This window comes from Vibrio sp. PBL-C16, from assembly GCF_034321865.1.
Lineage (GTDB): Bacteria > Pseudomonadota > Gammaproteobacteria > Enterobacterales > Vibrionaceae > Vibrio > Vibrio alginolyticus.
Map to the genome: position 1 here is coordinate 1,302,040 of NZ_JAXLNY010000002.1, position 18,960 is coordinate 1,320,999.

Consider the following 18,960-nt stretch of genomic DNA (forward strand, 5'->3'; position numbering starts at 1 on the left):
GCATCACACATGGTCAATATTAATACATCGCAAATGCACTCGTTGAGTCAGTTAACGTCACATTTGGCGACACAAAATCAAGCTGACGACAAAGAGGTTCGAGCACACAACGGTAAAGATATTTTTGTTAAAGAGGGCGCACCAAAAAATAAAAGTATCAGCGCGCGTATTAGCCACCAGAATAAAGCGAAAGATATTGTAGTGAACCTGCTTACTAAGCAGGGTATTCCTAAAGATGTTGCGAAGCTCATGCTGAAAAATGTGTTGAACGGTGAAAACAAGTTAACGCTTGGGAGCCTGAAAAATCTTGAGAGATTGTCGTCTGGTCCTAGCTCAAATTGGCCCACTTCACAAACGGCAGCCTCTTCTTCCAAAACCAATAAAGCCTCATCGAGTGTCGCGCTTATCAACGAACATAAAGCCAACCTTCAAAAGCTTGGTGATTTTGCCTGTACGGACTTAAATACGTTCGGTGTTAAGGGGTCACAGTTTTATGAAACAAAAGGAAAGCCACGACTAAAAGAGCTTCACGCGGATCAAGCGCGAATCATGCAAGATCACAGAGCGACGATGTCCGCAAACGGAGTTCAAGCTGCAGCACAAAGAGGAACCGCACCGCAATTAAGCACTCTACAGAACATTGCTAAGGCAGTACAAACCGCGAAAGCCGGCTGCTGTACTACATTTGCCTTTGCTGCCGCCGCTGAGATGATTCAAGGCATGTCAGGAACACCTGAAAGTGAACCCAAAGTAGAAGTGGTTGCGTTTAAAAAGGGTCATTCAGGTACACACCTTTATGTACTGGTTGGTCGACAAGAGGGGAGCGACATAAAAGATCCATCAACGTGGAGTAAGGATGTGAAAATTGTTGACCCGTGGGCGACATCTGCATTCGGTGCACCAATGTTTGGAGATGCACAACGACCACCTGTTTCGAATATGTTCCCGCCAACAGAAGTCATTTTTGATAGCCATAAACTGGGTTAGTCACTCTGCAAAAGAAGTGAGCAAATACATCATGCTAAGCATCTAACCTTTATTGAAAGAGCAGCTCTGAGCTGCTCTTTTTTATTACTCTGGCAACTCGTTTTTAGAGCGAGGTTTCTGCGGAAAACCTCACAATGAAGGCGAAAAAGTGACAAAAATAAAGCCATTACCGACATCGTTCAATCTGCAATCGTTGTTCAATAGAGTTATTGAAACAAAAGGAAAAAGTTATGAACACGATTCAACAACTGCTCTTGGAGTTTTGCCAACTCAATGAGTTGCCCGAACTGAATTTTGAAGAAAATGAACGTTGTCAGCTACTGGTCGATGATCGCTACATGTTGTATTTCATCGCGACAGATACGGATGATTTGATGTTGTCTGTAACGTTCGGAGGGTTAGAAAAATCCGGTGAACAACGACTAAAAGGTTTAGAGCTTCTTGCTCATGCTAACTATCAAGGAATAGGTAGTGGCAGCCTCGCACTTGCTTTGGCTCCAAACGGTCGACAGCTTGTCTTAGCAGGACGTAAACCCGTTGAGCATCTAAATACGACGAACCTTACCGCTTGGTTTCACGAAGTTATTGAACAGGCCGAGCTGTGGCAAGCGCGTTTCGCAATGTTGGATCAAGCGATTCCAACCACCTCTAATCATGAACAAGCTCATGTTCAATCACTTCGTGTGTAGGAGAGAAAAATGGTTAATACAACACAAAAAATCAGCCAAAGCCCAGTACCTGATCTAGAACAGTTTCGTGCAGTTGCTGCGCAAAAAGATGATCGAGTGATCAGTAAAAGAGGTGAAGTAAAAGAACCTTCCACATTCCACAAAGGTCATAAGTTTGCTTCTATTCACGAAGGCGTATTGAGAAGCAAATACACTAAGTTTTTCCAAGAAAACATCAAAACTCACCTTGATTTAAAGCAGGCGCTACTTAAGCAAGAAAAACCTGAGGTTGCGCTGTTGGCTTACTCCCTAGTGAGTCCTTCAGGCTATCGCGGTGAGCCACTTACTGAGCGTAAAATCTTAGAAGTTGTCAGCCTATTGGATGAAATAAAAGTGAGCAGCGATACGTACCAGCAGCTTAAAAATACGTTTGATGCGATCAGCAAAGATCCGCGTATGCAGGTGAGTTTAGAAGCCCAGTATCCAGGAAAAATGGATGGCTTCGCTGCTGAACTGTTACAGATGGGCAAAGAAAAGCTAAAAGGTTCTGGTGTGAACGCCGTTATTAACTTGGCATTACCTGGCGTTGGCTTATTGATTTCTACAGGTCGAGAGCTGCACAAAGCGGCCGTAAATGGTGATGCTGAGGCTTACCATCATCAGTTAGAACAAATTTCACAGCTGCCAGGGCGAGATCAACGTCTTTCTATGCCGATGCAGCAAACCTTGGCTCAAGGTCATGCGATACTGTCGGCTGAAGGTGGCATTGGAGCTACATTAGGTATGGCGACGGGGAGCCTGGGCACGTTCGGTGTTAGCTCTGTAGCAACGGTGGGCGTCACACCGATAGCAAAAGAGGCAATCGGTTCTGCGGCAACGACTGCTATCATGAGCGGCGGTGGTTTTGTGGCGAACCAAGCTGGGGCATACGGGTTAAATACGGAAGTAAAAGAGCAACTTATGCAAGGTGAAATGTCTGGTGTTTTACCTAGACTTGAAGTTTCCAATGCAAAAGGAGACTTTACCTTCAGTATGCAAGATCCGGCTTCTGTCCGTGCATTAATGGCGTACCTTGGTCCTAAGGAGAATACTGCAATGACTTCTCCTCAAGCGCCTAAAGAGGCACAAGAGATGGAAGCCGCTCGATTAACACTGAAAAAGATGTTGGGTTCAGAACCAAGTGAGCACTTGGTCCCTGACGTAGACTCTATCTTGAAGCTAAGCCCAGAGGATGCACCAAGTAAAACCGAGTCTATTGCTAACGGGGCATTTAAAAAACTGTTAGGAGAAGATTGGGATTGGCTCATGCCAGCTGTTCGAGCGATTGATAAAGGGGAAGCAAGTAAAATCAACGAAAAGCTCACCTACAAGCTCCCCCTAGATGCAGCAAACGGACGGGTTTATCTTGATAAATGCCCAAACCTGAGTGACGTCCAATTAGATGCGCTAGAAAAACTAGGCTCACCAAGTCAATTGCGATTGATGTACTTGGCTGAAGGCTGGGTGTAATTTCAAATGGTAAAGTAGGGGGTAGGTGCTGCTCCTTACTTTATCTACCGTCAGCGTTCCTTTTTGGGGCTGGCTCATGTCCATTGAATTTAACTTTTCGACTGAAGAAACAAACACACAAGTGTCAACGTTATACCAACCCAACCAATGAAAGAAATTTCTTCCCCAACAATCGCAACTGCTAGTGCTGCTGCGATAACAGGTTCAAATAGCGTGAGTATGCTAGCTCCACTGGCTGTAACAAACCGTAGCCCAAACCCAAAAGCGACGTAACCTAACCCCATTGGAATCAAGGCCATGTAGAGCATGACCGTCGTATTAGTTGATGATGCAAATAGATTATCGCCCGTGATGAAAAGTGTTGGTAGAAGCAAAACTCCACCAATACCAAAAACACTTCCCATGGCCGTTTGCGATTCAATGCCGTGGTCAATCATAGTCTTTACTCCCCATGAGTAAATGGCGTACGTCAAACCTGCCAATAGGCCAAGTAATACACCCCAATGCTTCATATCATGATCAAATAAGCTATTTGCGGATGACTCAGAAGCCAACAACAAGGTAATGCCAATGACCCCGATTGCGAAACTCATCATCCAGCGCTTGGTTATGGTCTGATTTCGGCTAAAGAGACACTCTAACAAAGCAGAAAAGAAAGGTGCAGTGGAGATAGAAATAACCGTACCAATAGCCACACCGGCGAATCGCATTGATGAATAAAAAGCCAGTGGGTAGGTGGCTAAGGCGATAATACTAACCAGTAACGTTTTCTTCTTATGTACGACTTTTCGAAAATCTCTCTTCAGTGACTTCGCAGACAGACATGCTTGCATAAATCCACCAATACCCATAGAAAATGCGCCAATGGCGAGAGCACTGACATCCGGTGCCAAGCTGGCAGCGGTGCCCGTCGTTCCCCACAGGGTTGAAGCAAAAAGTATGGATAAAGTTCCTAATTGATAGTCGGTGAAATGTTTTTTTAACACTGTAATTTCTACCTAGTGAATGGCTGTTTTAGGGTAGAAAGAATAAAAGAAAGCGATAGAGATTTTTGTGCTGAAAAGACGGAATACTTGTTCCAGAGGACTATTTTAGTGACTACCGGGAAAACTCTCTAGGAGACATACCAAAATGCATTGAAAACCGTCGACTAAACGCGGAAAGGTCACTATAGCCAACTCGTTCAGCTATCAACTGAACTGGAAGGTCTGTATGAGTCAGTAGTGCTTTGGCTTTTTCCATACGTTGTAGTGTAATGTACTTATGGACGCTCACTTTTAGCTGCTCTTTAAAAAGCTTTTTAAACTGCGTCGGACTCAAGCAAGCGGCATTCGCTAATGAGGCAATGGTGAGTGGCTGATCAAGCTGCTCGGCGATCACAACCTGTACATCTCGAATACGCGAATCTACGGAGCGAGACCGCTTTTGCTGCTCCAGCAACAGATAGAAGGTTGCAACCATTGAGTTTTCAATTTCATCATTAACCTGATACTCAAGTTGCTTTTCGACAAACTGGATAAAGCTCAGTAGAGGCGGGCTAATCGAAAACACAGCCACACTATTATCCATCAAATGAGTGGGCAAAGTGGTCATATCCGCAACAATAAAGCGTGATGACTCTTCGGCATTAAAACCGTGAGCACAACTTTTGGGGATGACTATGCAGTCGCCAACCGCCACCTTTCCGACATAACTATCCATATCAATATGTATGTTGCCCTGGAGAGGAAGCACGAGTTGATGATAATCACTATGAGTATGTCGGCTCATACGTTTCGTGTAGGAGCGGATGCTTAAGCTAGATTTCATAAAACAACATACAGTTAAAGGATACCGCATTATAGCGTTGAAAGTATCGAGGTTGAAAGCTGGGCAGTTGTAAGCCCAGATCTTGAATGGGATGTGGTTTGTCAGTCCGCCTCGGACTCTAACGAGGCCAACCAACGAAGCACTTCCGCAGTTGCTTCAATAAGATCGCTTGGGATGTACTGGTCGACGTTGCCGTCGGCGTATAGTGCACGAGCAAGAGGGACTTTTTGCATCACAGGCACACCTTCCTCTCTAGCGATTGCGACCATACGTTTGGCTACCGCATCGGTTTCCATCAAAGTGATGACGGGCAGGGGCGTTTCGCCTTTCTTGTAATAAAGGCCAACCGCGATATGTGTTGGGTTTGTAACTAATACATTAGAACGTTTAACGTTTTCGCGTTGATTGGAGGCTTGTAGCTCTTGGTGCAACTGACGACGTTTGCTTTTTATTTCTGGACTGCCTTCCATCTCTTTGTATTCGCGCTTCACTTCGTCCTTGCTCATTTTGAGCTTTTTCGTGTGATCAAACTTCTGGTACGCAAAATCTGCTGCAGCGATGACGATGAAGCCTACCGAAGAGATAATCATTAATTGTTTAATCATGACGCCAGTAATGGTCGGGACACATTCTAGCCCACAAGTTGGAATTTGCATTAAAGCGTTGATGTTACCGCGTAATGTCACCCAGATAATGCAGGAAAGAAGAGAGACTTTAAGGATCGACTTGATAAACTCAATCACACTCTTGAGGGAAAAAATGCGTTTGGCCCCTTCGACGGGATTGATCTTTTTGATGTCGGGTTTAACGGACTCACCACTAAATAGGAATCCGAACTGCCCCATATTGGAAAAGATGGCGACGAGTGCAGCAACCAGAATAATCGGAGCGAGTAGATAGGCAATTTCTTTTGCGATGGCGATAGCGACATCGACTAGCGCATCTTGGAAACCCTGATAAGCAAGCTTACTTGGTAGGAGAATAAGCGCTGAGATGTGCGACATGTAATAATCGGCGAACGCAAACAGTACAATTATGAGCGCCAAAATTAATGCAGACGATACGATTTCTTGGCTTTTGGCAACCTGACCTTTCTGTCGAGCATCGCGTAACTTTTTTGCGGTGGGTTGCTCTGTTTTTTCTGCACTCATAAAGAATCCTAAGCGTTATTGCCAAATGGTATTGAGTTGTTCTGCGAATCGGGTAATGCCGTAAAACTGTACTTCAAAGTGATCCATCATTATTCCGAGATACACGATCAGTAAAACACTCGCGATGGCACTTTTTATTGGCATGGCAAGGAAAAAAACATTCAATTGCGGTGCAAAACGACTGATAAGCGCCAGACCAAACTCAGCAAGAAACATTGCCAACACTAGTGGAGCGGACATCAACACACCAAGCCACATAAGCTGTTCAAATTGCGCGTAGAAGAAGCTCACCCATGCGTCGCTAACGGTTGGGAAAAAGTCCACGATCGGCCAAGATGTATAGCTTTTGAATAACGCATAGATAAAAGTGACAAAGCCCCCGCCAGAGAAGAACAGGGTAATCAACGTTTGGGTCAGTAATACCGCTGTTGGTGTGGATTGTGAGCCTAGCGTTGGGTTAAACATACTTGCCATGGCAGCCCCACGTTGGTTGTCGACCAGAAAGCCGGCCGCTTCTATCGCCCAAAAGGGGATAGCAGCAACAAACCCTATCAATAGCCCAATTAATACCTCCTTACCCAAAATCATTATCAGCCAAATGCCGTCGGTTTCTGCGGGCAAGCTTTGCTGATTAATCATCGGAAATATAAACAGTGCGAGTGAGCAAAGCACACCATTTCTCACCATGGTGCCGCCTAACATTTGCTTGCTCAAAATAGGCAAAAAGATGAAGCATGCCATTAACCTAGGTAACGTCAGGCTGTACAAAAATAAAGCCTGGTGTAAGTCGTGATAACTCATCGTATTTGAGGAATTTTATCCATAGCAAGCGAGGCGAAGGCGTGGAGCTCTGCCCCTAGCCATTGCGTTGTGACGAACAGCGTAATAATGACCGCGATAAGCTTGACCACAAAGCCTAACGTTTGTTCTTGGACCTGAGTTAACGCCTGAATAAGCGACACCAATGTACCAACCAATGCTGCGACTAAAATCGGCGGTAATGACAAGTACAACACTAGGGTTAATGCTTGAGTCGTGAAATGAATGATTTCAGCAGAATGCATACTTTCTCCGTGATTAACCGTAACTCAACACTAAGCCGTGGGTGAGCTTTGTCCAGCCGTCAAGCAAGACAAAAAGCAACAATTTGAAGGGGAGGGAAATCGTCATTGGCGATACCATCATCATCCCCATCGCGAGTAGGATATTCGACACAATTAGGTCAATAGCGATGAACGGTAAGTACAACAGAAAGCCAATTTCAAAAGCGCGAGTAAGCTCGCTGACGGTAAATGCGGGCAGTAAGAGCAATAAGCTGTCCGACTCTAAACGGTCTACGTACTTCTGTGGCCACAATGTGCGTGCAGCATCAGTGAAGAATATGGCTTCGGTTTCCCGAATATGCTTTTTCAAAAATTCTCGATAAGGCTGTAAACCGCTTTCAATGAGGCCTTCTACACTTGCAGAATCTTCAAGGGAGATATCATGCTGCTTTACGTAGTCGTAGGTTTCAAACCCGACGGGAGCCATGATGAAAATTGACAGAATGATAGCCAATCCGTAAAGCGCCATATTCGGCGGAATTTGCTGTACACCGAGAGCGTTACGCAGCAGTGAGAATACAACGGCGAGTTTCACAAACGACGTCGCCATCATGGCGATAAATGGGATCAGTGCCAGCAGTGCTAAGCTGACAATGAGATTGAGCTCGTCGGGTAACTGGATCATGCTGGCTCCTGCGTGCCACCGAACAGCTCCAGTACGCGCACACCTAAATGTTCGTTAACATTAACCAGTTCACACTCACCAATGATTTTGCCGTTGGCACGCAATGTTACCGGCTTAGATACAGGCTGGTTTAGCTCGAATACGTACCCTGGCTGAAGCTGGTTAAGCTGCTCTAGCGTGATGGTTTGATGGCCGATATCAAACGTGAGTTCCACAGGCAGTTGCTGGTGGTCGGTTAACATTTCTGAAGTGTTTACGTCATTCATATTGGTTTCTTTTTCAATAATGTGAAGAGTTTGGTCATCTAGCTGGCAGCGCCAGAGATTCTGGTTAGATACTTGAAAAATGGCTTGTTGCTTGGCGATGTAACCATCGTCAAAAAAGATGACATCTCCCAGCTCGAGCGAATTAAATTCGCTTAACGTCAAATGGGTCCTTCCAAGACTTAACCACACAGGTAAAGCGAGGTGTCGAGCTTGTAGAGCAGCGCTGTTTGGTAGCGCATCCAACAACACGTCTGATCCTTCGCTAACCCACAAACAAAGAGAGCCGTTAGGCTTATTGAGGGTTAACATTAAAGTATGCTCTTGGGCCTGGCTCGCCTCTAACGGCTGTAGTTGACTAAGAATGGGTAACTGACCAAATAGCGCTTTGATTGCCTCACTATGCGGTTCTATCTGTGAGCTCAAAAGTGCTAACTGGAGGGAGTTAGGCAGGGACTCAAACGCAGTAGCATTTAAGGTCGATTTCAGCCAATGTTGGAGCTGCGCACGAGAAAAGTCTACTTGTAGGGTTTGCCCTCCAATCAACGTGGTTAAACGGAACCCTTCAAATGAAGGGATTTGAGCAACAGTAATCGATACGCTCTGACCATCAGTCCCTTGGAAGTGGCACTGTTTTGCACAAAGTTGATTGCTGAGCGCGATACTTTCTGCATCCACTTTGGGTATTATTAACGGCGTCATAGGTCATTCTCCGCTTGCCATTCTTCATACACGCTGCGTTGTTGGCGTGAGTGTTGTTGTTCATGTTGTTGTTGATCGAGCTGTTGAGTTTGTTCGCTGATCGCTAAGCGAAGTGGCTGCTCACCGCCGAATCGGTTTAGCCGTTCAGCAAGATCTTGTCTAGCTTGCTGGCTAATAATGGAAAGGGCATGCTCTTGTCGAATCGTCACGCTATACCCTTGAGCGTCCAACTTTATGTGGATTTCACCACCTTTTAATTGCCCTTCACTTAGAAACAGCCGAACCTCTTTGTTGTCCGATGCGGTTGGTAGAGCAACATAGATTTTGTCCACCAATTGCTGGAGTAATTGGTTTACGTCTCGCGTTGGGCTTGGTTGAGCCTGCGAAGCAACACTTTTTAGGATGACATCGCCTTGTGTTACCGCACTTGCAAAGGGTTGAGAAGGCACTTTTTCTTCATCCGTTTTAACGGCGACTAGTGCGCTTTTCGTCACGATTTTTTCAAGAGGCTTGGTTTCAGGCAGGCCACCAGTTTGGTCTGATCGTTTGCCTGTATTCTGTAGCGGCGGAGTTGCACGCTTATTGTGCGTTTTTTCAGTTTGCTTTTTCGTTAAGCCAACAATGTTAATCCCATATTGAGCGAGCTCTGTCTCTGTCGCACTTTGGGGAAGCAAGCCAGACTCAAGCGTAGAGAGACAATCCGGCGAGGTATGTTTATCCATCGGCGTCGGTTTATCATCTTTCAAATGAGCTTGAGCTTGAAAGTGAGGATCAACACGCTCGGTAGAAGGGGAGCTTAGAACTGTGTCGCCATCGCTTTTTCCATCATTTTTAAGCAATTTATTGTTTTCGCTAATTATTTCTTCGCTATTTGCTGCGTCGTCTTGCGATTTCTCTACGTCTCTCTTAGTGACGACGTCACTTTGACCGTTTAAGGTGGAGATGTTTTTGTCAGCGTTGGCTTCTTGGTTCGATAGGTTAGGTTTCTTCTCTAGACCTTGAGATGTCTTATGCCTTAGCGGTATGTCTTTTTCGCCAGTATGATTTTTTTGGGGATTCCCAACGATAGACTCCTTTCCCTTGCTAGGCTTCTTCGTCATTGCATGCTCGAATTGTGATTGAAGCTCGGCCTCCTTCTCGAGAGGCGCTTGTTCTGGCGTTGATTTGTGCAGCGTATTCGATGCTTCAGTTGTTGGGGTAATGCGCATAGTGAACCTTTAGATAATGTCGACAGTGCGAAACTCTTCCTGTTCGAGTTCTTCTTGGTATTGCCTTTCTCGCGATTTTTCCGCGACTTCTTGTTGCTGCAACTGAACGAATTTTTCTTTGGTTTTATGGGCTTGTCGCGCCTCTTTTTGCTTTTCTTTAAGTGCCGAGCGTTCGATTTCAAGCGCTTTTTTTGACTCGGCCACACGTTGTTTAAGTTCGGCTTCTCTCTCTCTTAACAACGCGATTTCTTGTCTTAATGTTTCCAGCTCTTTGAGAACGAGCGTTTGTTGTTTTGCTTTAGCAAAACGTCGCTCTTCTTCTTCCTGGCGCCAAACGTGATAGTCCGCGACAGAACGTTCGGCCTTTTGAACCTGTGCTGCGGCGTTTGACACTCGGTATTCTTGACGCTTGACGGCTTTATCCGCACGGTCAGCGCGAATTTTTTTGATTTCTAATAAACGTTCTATCATTGTTTCGCCATCCCTTTAAGTTGAGCGATAGCGCCATCAAGATCGCTTGGTTCATGAGTGCCTTGGCGTAAAAAGGCGCGTATATCATCACTTTGTGCAATGGCCATATCTGCTAGGCTATCTGCGCCATGTTGGTATTCGCCAATTTTGATTAGCAGCTCAACTTCTTCATACTTAGCTAACATTTCGCGAATATGAGCAGCAGACGCCTGATGATCGGGTTCAACGATTTGATTCATCACTCGGCTTGCTGACCGAAGTACATCAATGGCGGGGTAATGGTTCATTGCCGCAAGCTTGCGCGAGAGAATGATGTGCCCATCTAAAATGGAGCGAGTTTCATCCGCGACAGGCTCTGTCATGTCGTCACCTTCCACCAACACGGTGTACAGTGCTGTAATTGATCCTTTGTCTGATTGTCCAGCTCGTTCCATCAGCTTTGGCAAAGCGGCAAAAACGGAAGGCGGATAGCCACGTCGTGTTGGTGGCTCGCCTGCGGCTAGTCCAATCTCCCTCTGTGCGCGGGCGAAACGCGTTACAGAATCCATCAGCAGTAGCACGCGTTTACCTTGGTCACGAAAATATTCTGCGATAGAAGTGGCAACAAAAGCGGCTTTGGCGCGCTCCATTGCTGGGCGATCAGAGGTAGCGACCACTAAAACCGATTTGGCCATTCCTTCTTCGCCTAGGTCATGCTCAATAAACTCGCGTACTTCGCGTCCGCGTTCACCAATTAAGGCGAGAACAGTCACGTCAACTTCTGCGGAGCGAATCAGTTTTGCCAGTAGGGTACTTTTACCCCCACCAGCCGCTGCAAAAATACCCATGCGCTGACCTTCACCACAGGTCAGTAGCCCATCAATGGATCGAACGCCAAGAGAGATTGGCTTTTCAATTAGTTTACGTTGCATTGGTGGTGGCGCATCGCGATAAACAGGATACCAAGCACTTGGTTCCTGACTCTGCGTACCATCGAAAGGACGTCCAAGCCCGTCAAGCGTTGTACCTAACAGGTGGTCGCCAACACCCACTTCGTGCATTTTGCCCATTGGGCTTACTTCTGTATTTGAGGAAATCCCAAACATATTTCCTAACGGGGTGAGCAGAGCGTGATGCTGCTGGAAGCCAACCACTTCCGCTAACAAAGACAGAGTTTGATCGGGATTACGCAACTCACACAGTTCACCTACACGAACGCCAGGGACGACAGCTTTGATAATGGTGCCGGTGACTTGTGTAACGCGCCCGCGAATTTGGATCAAACGCGTGTGTTTAATCGCAGATTGTTGGATATCAGTGATGTATGAGAAATCGTTCAAGGTAAAAATATGCGCAATGATTGATGCTGAGAGGATAGAAAGTATAAGAATCAATTTATAGTGAATATCAGTCGGGAGTTTTTAGAAAACTGAAAGCGCACTAAAAAAACACGTCTGATTTTGACAGCTTCAACAAAGCGCACTTCCTATAATTCGCCTGTATTGTGCGGAAGGAGTGCAAGTGAATGAGTATTATCAACAATCATATCGCAACAAATCCAAAGTTTGATGCGTCTATCCAAAACGGGTTGGAATCGTCTCGTCCCGACGTTTCACAAAAAGGCAATTATCGCGGTGAAACCGTCCGTGTTCACAATGCCACACAATCACTTTTTGATGCGATGGAAGAACTCACTTCACTCGGTTCCGAAAAAGCAGAGAAAGATCTGACCAAGCGCAAAGTGAAAGACAGTGGTGTTCGAGTTAATGAAGCGCACGAACTCGTTTCGGACTATCTGCGAAAAGTCCCTGATCTTGAAAAGAACCAAAAGATCAAAGATTTGGCTACAAAAATGGCGGGAGGGAATATCTCGACCATCGCTCAATTACAAGCCTACTTGAATGGGTTTTCCGAGGAGAAAAGCCATCAATACCTCGCCCTAAAAGCCGTTAAAAAGTTTTTGAGTGCGAGTCCAGAAAGTAAACACCTACTAGCGCTGATTGACCAAGCACTTCTAAGAATCGAGCAAAACCCAGATACATGGTCTCAAATTGATACGGAAATCCGTGTCTCAAATTTTGCTGATGAATACAGCCAAGAGCAAGAGTTTAGCTCTTTGCATCAGCTGCGCGGCTTCTACCGCGATACCGTTCATAGTTATCAAGGGCTCGGCGCGGCTTATCAAGATGTAGTGGCGCGCTTTGGTGAGCAGGAGGTATCGACCGCTGTTGACTTTATGCTGCAAGGCATGAGTGCAGATCTTAGTGTTCAAGGTAGCAGTATCGATTCGGTTAAGTTGCAGTGGTTGATGTCCGATATGCAAAAACTCAAAACTCTAAATACGTTGCAAGATCGTGTGAGTCAGCTGTTCCAAATGTTTAAACCGGAAAGGACGAATTATGGCTTATCAAGTTTCTAATTTGATGGCTGATGTGATTGCGTTGGTAGAGCAGCGATGGGTAAGCAGTGATGAGATATGGAAAGTCGCCAACGCAATGGAATTGACGGCGGTAGAACAAAAAATCGATTTTTTTCGAGAGTTCCATAAGTTAGTTCGCGCAATCCCAATTGACGTATTCGCCGATGAAGAACAACGACAGAATTTAATCCAAGCGGTACAAAAGGCGCTAGACGAAGCCATTGATATAGAAGAAGAGGAAGCGTGGGAAGATGAGTTGGATTGATGCATCCGTCGATGAATTTTGCCGAGGAATGGGGCTCGATGCCGTCGATTTCTCATCAGCTGGACGGGTGCAGCTGGATTTTGAGCAAAGTGGTACGCTGCATATTGAGCGACAGGGTGAGCAGTTATTCTTGATGTTGTCTCGAGCGTTATCTTGGCATCAAACCAGTGACATGATTCAAAGTGCACTGTGTTTGTGTCATGCCGATCAAGGCTGGCCTTTCGAAATTAAAACCGGCTTGTTAGATGAACAAACTCTGGTTTTTTCAGCAAGGCTAAATGGAGAAGAAGTAACACTTCCGACCTTAGAGCAAGCGTTTACGCTTTTGGCTCGTCTACATAACGATGTGGCAGGCTCATGACTCGAGTCAGCACTTTAAACGTAGGCATCGAAGCCTTTACGCATGTTACTCATAGTGAAGTTAAGGCCGATTTCCCAGAGCGATTTCAATTGCTTCCTGATGGTCAGGCGGTCGCTACACATTTAGAGAAGCTCTATGACCTCCGGCCTTCAGACCAATATCTCATCGCGTTAACTAAGCCCAAGCTGCTGCACTCAGAGTTGTTGCGTCCAGAAAAATACCGTCAACAATTTGATGAAACGTTAGCTCAGCTGCAAGTTCTTGCACAGGATTCAGGCTCCGCTTCTTTTATCAAAGCATCTGAAACGCTACAAAGTACACAACTTGATCAGCGTTACCTCACTATGGCGCTCAATCTCCTTATTCAGGTCTAACCAACATGTTGAGATCCAAAGACATTGAACTCTTACTTGTTCACGCTGCGCTACAAGTTCAATACCAAAAGCCAGAGCATGCCATTTCTATTCTCGATGCGGTTCTAGAAATAGAACCGCATCACAAAGAGGCGATGCAAACACTTGCTGTGGCGTGTTTACAAAGTGGTCGATATACCCGGACGATTGAGGTGTGTGAGCACTTATTAAAATCCGACCTTCATCCTGACTCGGCAGGACTCTGGTTTTGTTTAAGCCAAGCGCGTTGGAAACAAAATGACGTCGATGGGGCACGCCAAGCGCACCGACGCTATCTGCAATCTTTAAATAGTGAATCACATGAATAAGTTGATCGATATTCTAAACAAAGTAGGGCAACGCAAAGACATCATGCTTGCGGTGATGTTACTCGCGATCGTCTTTATGATGATATTGCCACTTCCTACCGCACTGGTGGATGTGCTGATTGGCACCAACATGAGCATTGCGGTGGTGCTGCTTATGTTAGCGATTTACATCACCACGCCACTTGAGTTCTCTGCATTTCCTGCGGTGCTATTGATCACGACATTGTTTCGTCTGTCTTTATCTATCACGACAACCCGCTTGATCTTGCTACAAGGCGATGCTGGTCAAATCGTTTATACATTCGGTAACTTCGTTGTGGGCGGTAACTTAGTGGTCGGTATTGTTGTGTTCCTGATCATTACCATTGTTCAGTTTATGGTGATCACCAAAGGCTCAGAAAGGGTAGCAGAAGTTAGTGCGCGCTTCTCACTCGATGCGATGCCTGGTAAGCAGATGAGTATTGACGGTGACATGCGTGCTGGAGTAATTGACGTACACGAAGCTAGGCACCGACGATCACTGATTGAAAAAGAAAGCCAAATGTATGGCTCGATGGATGGCGCGATGAAGTTCGTTAAAGGCGACTCCATTGCGGGTCTGGTCATCATTGTGGTCAACATCTTAGGTGGCGTCACGATCGGGGTAACGCAAAAAGGCATGAGTGCTTCTGAAGCACTTGAGTTATTTGCGATTTTGACCGTTGGTGATGGTTTGGTGTCGCAGATCCCGGCACTCTTTATCGCGATTACCGCCGGTATTATCGTGACGCGTGTTTCTCATGAAGACTCTTCTGATCTTGGATCGGATATTGGTGGGCAGGTGATTGCTCAGCCACGAGCACTTCTTATTGGTGGTGTGCTTTTGGTGCTGTTCGCACTCATCCCTGGGTTTCCAAAAATCACTTTTCTGGTCTTGGCCGCCGTGGTTGGTGGTGGTGGTTTCTTCCTTTTCTATCAACAGAAAAAACAAGCGGAATCAGATAGCACCGACTTATCAAGCTTTGTTTCGCAAGGGGCCGGTTCGCCAGCAGCGAAGCCAAGCAAACCCACGCCTTCTAGAAACAGCAAAGGTAAGTTAGGTGAGCAAGAAGAGTTCGCCATGACGGTCCCGCTGTTGATTGATCTTGACGCGAGCCTTCAGGAAAGCTTGGAAGCGGTCGCATTAAATGAAGAGCTAGCAAGGGTTAGACGCGCACTATATCTTGACCTAGGCGTGCCTTTCCCAGGCATCCACCTGCGCTTTAACGAGGGGATGCAAAATGGCGAGTACTTAATTCAGTTACAAGAAGTCCCGGTTGCACGAGGACGAATTGTTAAAGACCAACTCTTGGTGACAGAAGGGAATGAACAGATCGATTTATTAGGCGTGCCTTATGAGCAAGATGAAGATTTTCTACCTGGTATTTCTAGCATTTGGGTGGCGCAGAGTTATGAGCAAAAACTCGTAGCCAGTCATGTCGGTTTTCTCACACCCGACAGGATTTTAACGTACCACTTGTCTCATGTTCTCAAGGAGTACGCACAAGACTTTATTGGTATTCAGGAGACGCGTTATCTGTTGGAGCAGATGGAAGGCAGTTATTCGGAGCTAGTCAAAGAGGCCCAGCGTATTGTTCCGTTGCAAAAAATGACGGAAATCTTGCAACGCTTGGTTTCTGAAGACATTTCTATCCGAAACCTTCGCGTGATCTTGGAAGCGATGGTTGAGTGGGGCCAAAAAGAGAAAGATGTTGTACAGCTGACGGAGTACATTCGTTCCAGCTTAAAACGTTACATTTGCTACAAATACGCAAGCGGACAAAACATGTTGCCCGCTTACTTATTGGATCAAAATCTCGAAGACACAATACGCAGCGGTATTCGTCAAACCTCAGCAGGGAGTTACTTGGCGTTAGACCCGTCAGTAACGCAACAATTTGTCAGTGATGTGAAACAGACCATTGGTGACTTAAGCCGCATGCCGAATAAACCTGTGCTAGTTGTGTCTATGGATGTACGCCGATATGTGCGAAAGCTTATTGAATCGGAATACTACGATCTGCCCGTTTTGTCATTTCAAGAACTAACCCAGCAAATCAATATTCAGCCACTTGGAAGGGTGGGGATGTAATGAAAACAAAACTAATACTCTCGCTGGCGCAAGCGGGGATCGAAGTGACGCCATACTTTTGGCAACAAAGTGAAATTCAACTTGGTTATCGAATTGAAGTTGAGGGCTTAGAGCTCGTTTTTCGGGTGGAGGACGGTGAAATCATCATCGTTCTTCTGAAACGCGTTCGTCCAAAATTGGGGTTGAGTAACCCCTTTGCCGGCTTATTTCTCTTGGCTGAACATGCCATTCAACTTTATCCCTCCGATTGGGTCATTCGCGGCAACGTCGATGTGTTACGTGGTAGCAACATGAGCAGCCAGCGATTGGCACAGTTCTATCTAAAAGCATGCGGTGCAAGCCATGATGAGCTAGAAGACTGGTACTGTTTACGCCTAGCAGATTATAGACCTTTGAAAAAGTTGAAAAAGTTGAAAAAGTAAAAACTCGCGACTGTTACTGACAGCACCGATGAGATGACCCGCTTTAAGATAGGAATCAAGATGAAGCAACCGTTTACCGATGCGATTGAGAACGCTGAGCTTGCCATTAGAAAAGCTGAAGACAGAACCGATATTTTTAACGAGCTATTGGAAGGCTTAGGTGTTGGTCCTGTTGCGGGTGATGTTTTACTTGGCGGCATAAAAGCACCAGTAGATACCATGAAACGTGCAGAGCAAGAGCTAATAGACGAAGTCCAGCGCCGCCGGCAACAACAAAATCAGCTACAAGGTACGTCAGGTAAACGCAGAAAGCGTCCCACAGTGATGCGCGGCATGATGATTTAGAGGTTTGGAAATGACGAATATGAAAACGACTGGCTCTACGACAGGAGCAACAGACACAGCTGCGAGTAGTGCACCATTACCCACTTTCCAACAAAACTTGATAGAGGCATTTACCCCTGTACTGGGTGAAGCAGAGACTCAGCAACTTGCCTCTCTAATCTCTTCATTGCCAACTATCTCGGGACAAACGGAATCACAAAGCATCGCGCTTTATGTTGATACACTTGAAAGCCTAAAAGCGAAAAATAACGCGTTTGCTGGTATATCATTGACCGACACCGCATCTGTTTGGATAAAGTCGCTACAAAGTGCTAACTCAGATGGCGAATTAACCGCAGCCGAGTTTAATGCTCAAACAAACCAAACGCTATCAAATCAGTTTCAGGCTTGGTTTAGTAAGTTACTGACGGAAAACGTAGATAGCTCGTTGTCTACTGAGTTTGTTAGTCAATTTAATCTGGGCACTCAGAGTAACCAAGCGGAGCAGATCGCCAACCTCTCCGAGACAGGTCTGGCTAATGCCACCAAAGAAATTTCTCTTTTTGTTGCAGAGCTTGCTAATCAAATGGGCTCCCGTGAAGTGAGAGATGCTTCTATTTCTTTTCTTCGCAATGCCTTTAGTAGCTTAGGTTCCGTTAATCTCGCGCAACTGAAGAGCTCGGACTTTCTGTTGACTAAAGAGAGTTTCGCCCTTCAAGTCTCAGCTCAATTAAAAAGTAGTTTTCAAGGCATTGGTATTACTTTAAGCACCGATGACGCAAGTGCGCTAGCTAGCAGAATTACCTGGACTCCTGGTATTTCTAAACAGCAGCTTAAAGAAGCGTTAGATGAAATGGCCGCTCAAGTGAAAGGCCAATATAGCGCAGCTTATGGTGAGGCGAGTGGAACGAACAATCTAAAAGCAGCACTTAATACTGTCATTGGTGGAACTGAGCCTTTGACCCTTTCTAGTCTGTTCGCCAACTTCGCGGTGAGTTTAACAAATATAGAAATCGACGACTTTTACCAGGACAGAGCGATAGCCGATGTCCAAAAGACACAAATAACGGCAGCTCAAGTTAATTTGATCAAAGAAAACACCGAACGAGATATCCGATTACAGTTTGAAAAAATAGTAAAAGGTGAATCTACCGGGGCTTCATTTACTGAGCGATACGAGGCATTGCGCAAGAACTTAGGGGCATTGAAAGAGCGTCTACTCAATATCACCGATAAAGAGAAAGCAGATCGCGAGGTGAGAGCAGAGCACTCTCTAACGGCTCGTGATTTGTTGGCCGTTGTTGAGTCCAGCATTGGAGACCGTTTTGATGAGCAAGTGCTGCTTGCACTAAATGAGCGTCGTGTTAACCGTTTAGAGAAACGTAATGACCAGAAAGAGGCATTAGAGGATCTCACAATACAGCTTAAAGTTTTTGGTGTTGTGCAATCAAAAATTCACTCTACGCAAAGTGTTGATGGGGTTTATAAACCGGGATATCCAGAAAGTAACTTCAAAGCGAGTGACTTTAACTACAGTAATCAAACGGATTTTGAAGCTTCACCTGAGTACAAGTATTTGACGGATAATAAGATAACAAACCATCGAGACTTCCTTCAAACACAAGGTATTACTATCGGTGATGGTGCGTCGTACCAAGACGAAGAGAAGTCGAAAAAACTGTCTAATTTTTCTAGTTCTGTCAGTGCTAAATCCAAGTTGCTTAACGATGAAGTGCAAATCAAAACCACTGAGCTGAACGACACCAGTTCTCAATACAACTCGACCGTTGAAGCGATGAACAAGTTTGTTCAGAAGTACTACAGTATTTTACAAGAAATCCTACGAGCCATTTAAGGATAACC

Annotated in this window: 22 protein-coding genes; 12 read left to right on the forward strand and 10 right to left on the reverse strand. The window is 45.6% G+C overall.

The window, feature by feature from the left end:
- Window positions 1-9 precede the first annotated feature (9 nt).
- The 3 genes from vopR (at window position 10) to UQW94_RS14375 (ending at window position 3,164) form a co-directional block, all read left to right on the forward strand.
- A complete protein-coding gene (gene vopR / locus UQW94_RS14365) occupies window positions 10-987 on the forward strand; it encodes a type III secretion system effector VopR (RefSeq protein ID WP_005377210.1) in 978 nt (325 codons plus the stop codon).
- 230 nt (window positions 988-1,217) lie between these two features.
- Window positions 1,218-1,676 carry a CesT family type III secretion system chaperone gene (locus tag UQW94_RS14370; RefSeq protein WP_005387141.1) on the forward strand — a complete coding sequence of 153 codons (459 nt, stop codon included), beginning with the start codon at window positions 1,218-1,220 and terminating at the stop codon, window positions 1,674-1,676.
- A 9-nt stretch (window positions 1,677-1,685) separates the two neighbouring features.
- Entirely contained in the window at window positions 1,686-3,164 is a 1,479-nt protein-coding gene (locus UQW94_RS14375; protein WP_005387135.1) for a hypothetical protein, read from the forward strand.
- 89 nt (window positions 3,165-3,253) lie between these two features.
- Here UQW94_RS14375 and UQW94_RS14380 read toward each other — a convergent pair whose 3' ends face one another.
- From UQW94_RS14380 to vscN, 10 genes are all read right to left on the reverse strand, one after another.
- Window positions 3,254-4,156 (reverse strand): DMT family transporter, encoded by a 903-nt coding sequence (locus UQW94_RS14380; RefSeq protein ID WP_416153103.1) that lies wholly within the window; start codon window positions 4,154-4,156, stop codon window positions 3,254-3,256.
- A gap of 106 nt (window positions 4,157-4,262) precedes the next feature.
- Window positions 4,263-4,973 (reverse strand): helix-turn-helix domain-containing protein, encoded by a 711-nt coding sequence (locus UQW94_RS14385; RefSeq protein WP_206958226.1) that lies wholly within the window; start codon window positions 4,971-4,973, stop codon window positions 4,263-4,265.
- A 101-nt stretch (window positions 4,974-5,074) separates the two neighbouring features.
- A complete protein-coding gene (gene vscU, locus UQW94_RS14390) occupies window positions 5,075-6,124 on the reverse strand; it encodes a SctU family type III secretion system export apparatus subunit VscU (protein ID WP_053350339.1) in 1,050 nt (349 codons plus the stop codon).
- A gap of 15 nt (window positions 6,125-6,139) precedes the next feature.
- The gene (gene sctT, locus UQW94_RS14395; RefSeq protein WP_031778955.1) at window positions 6,140-6,925 is read right to left on the reverse strand and encodes a type III secretion system export apparatus subunit SctT; all 786 of its coding nucleotides are present in this window, start codon (window positions 6,923-6,925) and stop codon (window positions 6,140-6,142) included.
- Window positions 6,922-7,188 carry a SctS family type III secretion system export apparatus subunit VscS gene (gene vscS, locus UQW94_RS14400; protein ID WP_005377227.1) on the reverse strand — a complete coding sequence of 89 codons (267 nt, stop codon included), beginning with the start codon at window positions 7,186-7,188 and terminating at the stop codon, window positions 6,922-6,924. The genes sctT and vscS overlap by 4 nt, the downstream gene beginning before the upstream one ends.
- A 13-nt stretch (window positions 7,189-7,201) precedes the next feature.
- Window positions 7,202-7,852 (reverse strand): SctR family type III secretion system export apparatus subunit VscR, encoded by a 651-nt coding sequence (vscR, locus tag UQW94_RS14405; RefSeq protein WP_005377232.1) that lies wholly within the window; start codon window positions 7,850-7,852, stop codon window positions 7,202-7,204.
- Window positions 7,849-8,817 carry a SctQ family type III secretion system cytoplasmic ring protein VscQ gene (vscQ, locus tag UQW94_RS14410; RefSeq protein WP_025768125.1) on the reverse strand — a complete coding sequence of 323 codons (969 nt, stop codon included), beginning with the start codon at window positions 8,815-8,817 and terminating at the stop codon, window positions 7,849-7,851. The genes vscR and vscQ overlap by 4 nt, the downstream gene beginning before the upstream one ends.
- On the reverse strand, window positions 8,814-10,025 hold the full coding sequence (locus UQW94_RS14415) for a type III secretion system needle length determinant (RefSeq protein WP_322142320.1): 1,212 nt from the start codon (window positions 10,023-10,025) through the stop codon (window positions 8,814-8,816). The genes vscQ and UQW94_RS14415 overlap by 4 nt, the downstream gene beginning before the upstream one ends.
- A 9-nt stretch (window positions 10,026-10,034) precedes the next feature.
- Window positions 10,035-10,496 carry a type III secretion protein gene (locus UQW94_RS14420; protein ID WP_005377236.1) on the reverse strand — a complete coding sequence of 154 codons (462 nt, stop codon included), beginning with the start codon at window positions 10,494-10,496 and terminating at the stop codon, window positions 10,035-10,037.
- On the reverse strand, window positions 10,493-11,815 hold the full coding sequence (gene vscN, locus UQW94_RS14425) for a SctN family type III secretion system ATPase VscN (protein WP_005377237.1): 1,323 nt from the start codon (window positions 11,813-11,815) through the stop codon (window positions 10,493-10,495). The genes UQW94_RS14420 and vscN overlap by 4 nt, the downstream gene beginning before the upstream one ends.
- Window positions 11,816-12,000: 185 nt before the next feature.
- On the opposite strand from vscN, the gene sctW reads away from it, so the two are divergent.
- Genes sctW through UQW94_RS14470 form a run of 9 tightly spaced genes read left to right on the forward strand, consistent with a single transcriptional unit; the run spans window position 12,001 to window position 18,952 of the window.
- The gene (gene sctW, locus UQW94_RS14430) at window positions 12,001-12,894 is read left to right on the forward strand and encodes a type III secretion system gatekeeper subunit SctW (RefSeq protein WP_017821331.1); all 894 of its coding nucleotides are present in this window, start codon (window positions 12,001-12,003) and stop codon (window positions 12,892-12,894) included.
- Window positions 12,875-13,159: a TyeA family type III secretion system gatekeeper subunit gene (locus UQW94_RS14435; RefSeq protein ID WP_005377239.1), complete on the forward strand. Its 285-nt coding sequence runs from the start codon at window positions 12,875-12,877 to the stop codon at window positions 13,157-13,159. The genes sctW and UQW94_RS14435 overlap by 20 nt, the downstream gene beginning before the upstream one ends.
- The gene (gene sycN / locus UQW94_RS14440; RefSeq protein WP_137282051.1) at window positions 13,146-13,520 is read left to right on the forward strand and encodes a type III secretion chaperone SycN; all 375 of its coding nucleotides are present in this window, start codon (window positions 13,146-13,148) and stop codon (window positions 13,518-13,520) included. The genes UQW94_RS14435 and sycN overlap by 14 nt, the downstream gene beginning before the upstream one ends.
- Window positions 13,517-13,894, forward strand: a complete 378-nt coding sequence (gene vscX, locus UQW94_RS14445; RefSeq protein ID WP_005377246.1) for a type III secretion system protein VscX — start codon at window positions 13,517-13,519, stop codon at window positions 13,892-13,894. The genes sycN and vscX overlap by 4 nt, the downstream gene beginning before the upstream one ends.
- 5 nt (window positions 13,895-13,899) lie before the next feature.
- The gene (vscY, locus tag UQW94_RS14450; protein ID WP_158156522.1) at window positions 13,900-14,241 is read left to right on the forward strand and encodes a type III secretion system chaperone VscY; all 342 of its coding nucleotides are present in this window, start codon (window positions 13,900-13,902) and stop codon (window positions 14,239-14,241) included.
- Window positions 14,225-16,351, forward strand: a complete 2,127-nt coding sequence (gene vcrD, locus UQW94_RS14455; protein ID WP_086013006.1) for a SctV family type III secretion system export apparatus subunit VcrD — start codon at window positions 14,225-14,227, stop codon at window positions 16,349-16,351. The genes vscY and vcrD overlap by 17 nt, the downstream gene beginning before the upstream one ends.
- Window positions 16,351-16,773 carry an LcrR family type III secretion system chaperone gene (locus UQW94_RS14460; protein WP_033906159.1) on the forward strand — a complete coding sequence of 141 codons (423 nt, stop codon included), beginning with the start codon at window positions 16,351-16,353 and terminating at the stop codon, window positions 16,771-16,773. The genes vcrD and UQW94_RS14460 overlap by 1 nt, the downstream gene beginning before the upstream one ends.
- A gap of 60 nt (window positions 16,774-16,833) precedes the next feature.
- Window positions 16,834-17,118, forward strand: coding sequence for an LcrG family type III secretion system chaperone (locus UQW94_RS14465; RefSeq protein WP_005395092.1), 285 nt, complete (start codon window positions 16,834-16,836; stop codon window positions 17,116-17,118).
- A gap of 10 nt (window positions 17,119-17,128) precedes the next feature.
- Window positions 17,129-18,952, forward strand: coding sequence for a virulence-associated V antigen (locus tag UQW94_RS14470; protein WP_322142321.1), 1,824 nt, complete (start codon window positions 17,129-17,131; stop codon window positions 18,950-18,952).
- Window positions 18,953-18,960 lie beyond the last annotated feature (8 nt).